The sequence below is a fragment of the Pseudomonas parasichuanensis genome (assembly GCF_021601385.1).
Classification (GTDB): Bacteria; Pseudomonadota; Gammaproteobacteria; order Pseudomonadales; family Pseudomonadaceae; genus Aquipseudomonas; species Aquipseudomonas parasichuanensis.
Map to the genome: position 1 here is coordinate 21,323 of NZ_BQHO01000050.1, position 6,433 is coordinate 27,755.

The following is a 6,433-nucleotide window of genomic DNA, read 5'->3' on the forward strand; positions in this document are numbered from 1 at the left end:
TGTCTAAAAAATGGCCATGCGCCATGGCATAAGCTGGCCAGCATAAACAAACATCGTCAGGGTTTGTACTTATTGTTACGTAAATTCCGCACGACTTAGGTGTAATGGCCTACAGATTGCTCAAACGATTCAACTGGTTTTTTCCCTGTATGTTGTGCTTTGGAATACTCCAATCGTCTGACAAGGAACGCCCCATGGTCCAGGAAGCACGCCCCAGCGGCGCACCGTTCAAGCGCTTGTTCTTCGCCCTGTCGGTCAGTGATGGCCAACGCCGCGCCATTGCCCAGTGGCGCCGCAGCCTGAACCTGCGCAGCGGCAAGCCGGTGCCGGCAGACAACTTCCATGTGACCTTGCTGTTCCTGGGGGATGTGGATGCGGCCCTGGTGCCGGCGGTGTGCGCCGCCGTCGAGCCCTTGCAGCGCCCGGATGCGCCGCTGCGGCTGGTGCTCGACCGCTTGCAGGTGTGGCCGCGGGCCAGTGCCTTGGTGCTGGAGCCCGAACAGGCGCCTGTGGCCCTGCGCCAATTGGTCTACGCCCTGCAGCAGGCGGTGCTGCCACTGGGCATCGAGGCGCAGGTGCGCGAGTACCGGCCGCACCTGACGCTGTCGCGGGACTTTCGCGGGCCGCTGCCGGAGGCGGCGCAGGCGCCGGAGTTCTTCCTCGCGGCGCGCGGCTTCACCTTGTACGAGTCGCGCAAGGGCCAGTACTGGCCGCTGGCTGAATGGCCCCTGGCGGACTGATGCCGCTTAGAACTGCGGCGTGTACTTGACCGTGAACATCAGGTTGCGCGGCTCGCCGTAGTTGTTGCTGCCGTTGAGCTGGTTGAAACCGGCCACCCAGTATTTCTTGTCGAACAGGTTGTAGGCGTTCACCGCCAGGTTCACTTCCGGGGTCAACTGGTAGGCCAGGCGCGCGTTCCACACCGTGTAGCCGGCCACCTTGTAGGTGCGCTCGTAGCCCAGGGTATGGCTCTGGCTGGTGAAGCCCAGCCCGGTGCTCCAGCGCTGGTCGTCCACCGGCAGGGTGTACTCGGCCCAGGCGCGCAGCATGTGCTTGGGTGTCCACTGGCTGAACACGCGGCCTTCTTCGTCCGGGTCGTCGAGGAACTTGGTGGTGTTGTAGGTGTAGCCGGCGAACAGTTGCAGACCGCTGAGCACCTCGCCGCTGATCTCGGCTTCGACGCCCTGGCTGCGCACCTTGCCGGCGGCGGTGGAGCAGTACCAGTCATCACAGGCAAAGCCTGAGGCCACGTCGGTGACGGCGCGGTTCTCCTGGTCGTAGCGGAACAGCGCCAGCGAGGCGTTGACCCGGCCATCCATCAGCTCGCCCTTCAGACCCGTTTCGTAGTTGCTGCCAATCACTGGTTTGAGCGGCGTATTGCCGACGGCGCGCTCGGTCTGCGGCACGAACACGTCGGTGTAGCTGGCGTACCAGGCCCACTCGCGGGTCAGGTCGTAGACGAAGCCGGCGTACGGCGTCACCTGGCCCGACTCGGTCATGCGGCTGGTGGGGTAGCGGGTGCCCGGGTCGGTGGGGCTGTTGTAGTCGATCGAGTCCCAGGAGTAGTCGAACCAGCTGACCCGCGAGCCGAGAATCAGGGTCAGGTCCTCGGTGGGTTTCACGCGCCATGCGCCATACAGGCCTTTTTGCCTTACGTCATAGCTGGCCTTGTTGGCGCGCGCGACGCTCTCTGCAAGCAGGCTGCCGCGGCTGGGTTCCGGGCGATCATGGTCGATGTCGAAGATGTTGCCGCCGGCGTCGAAGTTGCGCCAGTAGGCGTCGTCCGATGTCAGTTTGGCGTAGTTGCCGCCCACGGTGACTTCGTGGGCCAGGGGGCCGGTGTCGAAATGCCCCACCAGGTTCATGTCCAGGCCCAGCTTGGTGTTGTGAAAATCGGTGATCCAGTCGGCGTAGGTGATGCCGCTGCCGTCTGCCGCCACGCCCTGGCCGGTGGACTGCACGCGCTGGTGGGTGGAGGTGTTGACCTCGTCCATGCGCACGGCGGCGGCCTTGAACGCCCAGTCTTCGTTGAAGCGGTGCTCGAGGTCCAGGTAGTAGGTGGTGACGTCGGTTTCGGCGCGGCTCCAACGGGCCCCGGTGAAGGTCGAACGTGGCAGGTCGATGGCCTTGCCGTCGGCGTAGCGCGGGATGCCGCGCAGCATGGGCCGCGATTGCTGGCGGTTGTAGCTGATGCCGGCACCCACAGTGGTGTCGTCGTTCAGGTCGATGTCCAGCGCGCCATACAGCGAATGGGATTTGCTCCAGGCGTAGTCGATGAAACTGTCGCTCTGGTCTTCGTCGGCGACCATCCGGCCACGCACTTTGCCGTCGGCGGTCAGCGGGCCGCCGGCATCCAGTTGCAGGCCGTAATGGTCCCAGCTACCGGCCTTGCCGGTGAGGGTGACTGTCGGCGCGGCCTGGCCGCGCTTGCGCACCAGGTTGATCGCACCGCCCGGGCTGCCGGTGCCTTGCAACAGGCCGGAGGCGCCGCGCAGCACCTCGACACGGTCGAAGAACACCAGGTCCTGGGTGGCCCAGTTGCCCAGGGAGTAGTTGTTGCGCTGGATCGGCACGCCGTCGTACTGCCAGTCGTCGATCTGGAAGCCGCGCGAGGTCACCACCACGCCTGGGCCGATGCCTTGGGCGCCAACGATGCCGGTGGTGTGGTTGAGGGCGTCCTTGAGGTCGGTGATGCCTTGGTCGTCCAGCTGCTTGCGGGTGATCACCGTCACCGACTGTGGGATTTCTTTCAGGGTATGCACGCCCTTGCCCAGGGTGACGGCGCGTGCGGCGTAGCTGCCGCTGCCTTCGCTGGTGGCGTCCAGGTAGTTGTCGCTGATGCTGGTGCTGCCCAGCTCCATCACATTGCTACCCAGGCTGGCTGGCGCCACGCTGAAGTGGCCGCTGGCAGTCACCCGCAGCTGCAGGCCGCTACCGGCCAGGGCGGCCTGCATGGCTTGCTCGGCGCTCATCTGGCCGACCACGGCCGGGGCCTGCTTGCCGCGCACCAGGCCAGGCTCCAGGGCGATGATGTGCCCGCTCTGGCTGGCAATGCGGTTGAGCGTGGTGGCAAGGTCTGCCGCCGGCAGGTTGAACGACTGGGTCTGCGCCTGGGCAAGGCCGCTGAGGCTGCTCAGGGCGATGACGAGGGGCAGGGTGCGGGGCCATAGGTTGTGCACGGTGTTCTCCCGAGTTTGAAGTTGGCTGTCAGGAGTTAGGTGCAACGAGAATTGAAAACCGGACACCGTTGCGAATGATTTTCAAAAAATAATTCAACTGGCGTGCGCCGGGCCGATCAAGGTCAGCCACGGGCCGTAGTGCTCGATGCGGATCGGCAGGGTTTCGCCCAGTGCCTGCAGAGCCTTGCGGGGCTGGTCAAGGGGGAATACGCCTTGCACCCGCAGGTCGCGCACGCCGGGGGCCAGGCGAATGTAGCCAGGCAGGTAATCGCGCAGGGCATCGATCACCTGGTGCAGCGGTTCGTCGAGCACCTCCAGGCGGCCTTGCAGCCAGGCGGCGCGCTGGCGTTGCTCTTGCGCCAGCGGTTCGATACCGCTGTAGCGCAGCAGTGCAGCCTGACCTTCCTGCAAATCCAGCTGGCGGCCATCGACGAGGCTGGTGCGCACACTGTGCTGCAGCACCACCACGCGGGTTGCGTCCTCTTCCTGGCTGACCAGAAAGCGCGTGCCCAGGGCCTGCACCTGGCCTTGCGCGGTCCGCACCCGCAGTGGGCGATGCGGGTCCGCCGCGACCTGGATCAACAGTTCGCCGCGCCGCAGTACCAGCAGGCGTTGGCCGGCATCGAACAGCAGGTCGACGGCGCTGTGGCTGTTGAGGCTCAGGCGGCTGCCATCGGCGAGGGTAAAGTTGCGCCGTTGACCGCTGGCGGTGTGCAGGTCGGCCCGCCAGCCCAGCGCGGCGTCGCTGCGCCAGCCGGCCCACAGCCCGCCGCCCAACAGCCCAAGGCCAGCCAGGCCGCGCAGCACTTCGCGGCGGCTGCGGGTGGGTTGCAACAGCAGTTGGCGGGTGGCTTGAGCCTGCCCGGGCGTGCGCGCATCGAGGCCGCGCAGTACTGCGCAGGGGCGGCCCAGGCGCTGTTGCAGCAAGTCCCACGCTTGTTGGTGCCGAGGGTCCTGGCCCAGCCAATGCTGAAGGCGCGCGGGCAGGGTGGCGTCGTGGTGGCCTGCGTTGAGCTCCACCATCCAGTCGATGGCCTGTTCGCTGATGCTGTCGAGCACCTGGCGGCTCATGGCTGCAGCTCGCACAGGTAGCATTGGCGCAGCGCCTGCTTCATGTAGCGGCTGACGGTGCGCTCGGACAGGTTCAGCTTGGCGGCGATGTCGACGTAGCTCAGGCCATCGAGCTGGCTATAGAGGAACGCCGCCTTGACGATATCCGGCAGGCCATCGAGCACCTGGTCGATGGTGACCAGCGCTTCGAGCAGCAGCAGTTGTTCCTCGGCCGAAGGGGCCACTGGCTCCGGCAACAGGGCCAGGCGGTCCAGGTAGGCCTGTTCGAGTTGGCGGCGGCGGTGGCGGTCGAAGATCAGCCGGCGGGCGATGGTCGACAGGTAGGCGCGGGGCTGCTGGATACTGTCGGGGTCGACCCGCGCGCCGAGCATCTGGCAGAACGCTTCGGCGGCAGTGTCCTCGGCATCGGCACGGTTGCGCAGGCGCTTGTTGATGTGTTGCAGCAGCCAGCGATGGTGGTCGCTGAAGAAGAAGCCCAGCTTGCGGGTTGAAGTGCTGTCCAACGACCGGTTTCCGAGTGTTAGTGAAAATCGTTCTCAATAGTAGCCGGGTCGTTCGGTTCCCCGCAATGGGGCGGCGGACTGCCGCCCCCTGGGTATGAATGGATGGCCGATATGGCACCCTCTCTATTCCGGGCGCTAAAAGCCTATTGTCGATGCCAGATACCCCACAGGCTGGCCCGAAAGCTGCCAGTTCCCATGCTCCCCTTTACACGCCCCCGTGTTGCGTGGATTGGCGCTGTTCCAGCAGGGCTCTGGCCATGTTGATCATGTGCATCAGGGCGAACACCACATCCCGCGTTGTGCCCTGCAGATGGGCGCCGGTTTCCTGGGCGGTAGCCGCCGCGCAGCGCAACAGGGCCATCGCGTGCTCGTTGGCCTGCTCGCCGGTGACACCCTCGCGCAGGGTCCACAGCGGGCGTTGCAGCTCCGCTGGGGTGGGGGTGGGGTTGAGGTAGAAGTCGAGGGCGCGGCGGGCGGCCTCTTCGTCGAGATCTGTTTCTTCTTTTTTCGTATTGCTCATGACTGCACCTATGAAATCCGTTCCAGGACAATGAGCGTTGATAATAGGTCAGTATGTATTATTTATGAGTGTTAAGATAATTCCAGATGTGTATTGAAGCCGTTCATCCAGTCCGTATCGTTCACAGCCATGGAAAACTGGATCGAATTTCTGTCGCGCTACAAGCGCGAGCACAACCTTAAACAACACCAATTGGCCGAGCGCCTGGGCATGACCCAAGGCGGCGTTGGCCATTGGTTGCGCGGCACGCGCAGGCCGACCCTGGAGACCGTCAACGAAAAGCTGGAACTGCTCGGCCTGACCTATCTGGAGGCGCGGGTCATGGTGGTCGAGCGCTATATGGCACGGGAGAGCAGCGGGGTGTATGCGGTGGACCGACCGCTCCCGGCCAATGCTTTGCGCCATGCCAGTTTCCGTTTTCCGGTGTTGAGCTGGGGCGATTTGCAAGGGCCATTACCCGAAACGAGCAATACCCACGAGCTGACCGACTATATGCCGGCGGGCAACGCTTTCTGGCTGCCTGTCGAGAACGATTCGATGAATGCCACCCGTGGCAGGAGCGTGCCGCAGGGCGTGCTGGTGCTGCTGGATGCCGGGATCGAGGTGGCACCGGGCAGGCTGGTGGTGGCGCGCCAGCCCGGCAAGCCGGCCGTGTTGCGGGAATTGATCGAGGAGGGCGGCCAGCAGATGCTCAGGCCGCTCAATACGTTGTATCCGACGGTGCTGTGCGAGGAAGGCTGCGAGTTCCTTGGCGTCGTGGTGCGGATGCACGGGGTGTTGTAGATCTTCGCAGGTGCCGCGTTGGGCGCAGAGGTGCAGGGCGATAGCCTTGCAGCGCTCTCGAGATCGAGCGCCGCCCGCGCGGCGCATCGCTGGCAAGCCAGCTCCCACATTTGTTTCGGGCCAATTATTCCTGTGAAGGTACCGCTGCACGCCTTGGCGCATGTCTCAAGCCTTGTGAGGGGCCGGCAATGCCCACCGAGACACCGCGTCATGCCAACAAGGCGAACAGTGGAGATGAGCCAGAAGTAACTGGCCCGAAACAAATAATGAAATGGCTACCCCCGCCCCGCTCTGTGTCAGCCCTCTAAGCTTTCACAGGGTGCCTATCGGAGTGTAACGCCATGAACACTGTCGCCATCGTCGCCATCGATCTGGGA

At 64.5% G+C, this 6,433-nt stretch carries 6 protein-coding genes; 2 read left to right on the plus strand and 4 right to left on the minus strand.

Annotated elements, in window-relative coordinates:
• The first annotated feature begins 194 nt into the window (after positions 1 to 194).
• Positions 195 to 740 (plus strand): RNA 2',3'-cyclic phosphodiesterase, encoded by a 546-nt coding sequence (gene thpR, locus L6D77_RS25535; RefSeq protein ID WP_232885026.1) that lies wholly within the window; start codon positions 195 to 197, stop codon positions 738 to 740.
• Positions 741 to 746: 6 nt separating this feature from the next.
• Here thpR and L6D77_RS25540 read toward each other — a convergent pair whose 3' ends face one another.
• The 4 genes from L6D77_RS25540 to L6D77_RS25555 all read right to left on the minus strand — a co-directional run bounded on the left by L6D77_RS25540 (position 747) and on the right by L6D77_RS25555 (position 5,273).
• Positions 747 to 3,179 carry a TonB-dependent siderophore receptor gene (locus L6D77_RS25540; protein WP_232885025.1) on the minus strand — a complete coding sequence of 811 codons (2,433 nt, stop codon included), beginning with the start codon at positions 3,177 to 3,179 and terminating at the stop codon, positions 747 to 749.
• Positions 3,180 to 3,272: 93 nt separating this feature from the next.
• Positions 3,273 to 4,250 (minus strand): FecR family protein, encoded by a 978-nt coding sequence (locus L6D77_RS25545; protein WP_232885024.1) that lies wholly within the window; start codon positions 4,248 to 4,250, stop codon positions 3,273 to 3,275.
• A complete protein-coding gene (locus L6D77_RS25550; RefSeq protein WP_110993183.1) occupies positions 4,247 to 4,753 on the minus strand; it encodes a sigma-70 family RNA polymerase sigma factor in 507 nt (168 codons plus the stop codon). Before L6D77_RS25550 ends, L6D77_RS25545 begins: the two co-directional genes overlap by 4 nt.
• 205 nt (positions 4,754 to 4,958) lie before the next feature.
• Positions 4,959 to 5,273 (minus strand): DUF6124 family protein, encoded by a 315-nt coding sequence (locus L6D77_RS25555; protein WP_232885023.1) that lies wholly within the window; start codon positions 5,271 to 5,273, stop codon positions 4,959 to 4,961.
• 129 nt (positions 5,274 to 5,402) lie between these two features.
• Between L6D77_RS25555 and L6D77_RS25560 the strand changes: the two genes are divergently transcribed.
• Positions 5,403 to 6,056 (plus strand): LexA family protein, encoded by a 654-nt coding sequence (locus L6D77_RS25560; protein WP_236170196.1) that lies wholly within the window; start codon positions 5,403 to 5,405, stop codon positions 6,054 to 6,056.
• The last annotated feature ends 377 nt before the right edge of the window (positions 6,057 to 6,433 follow it).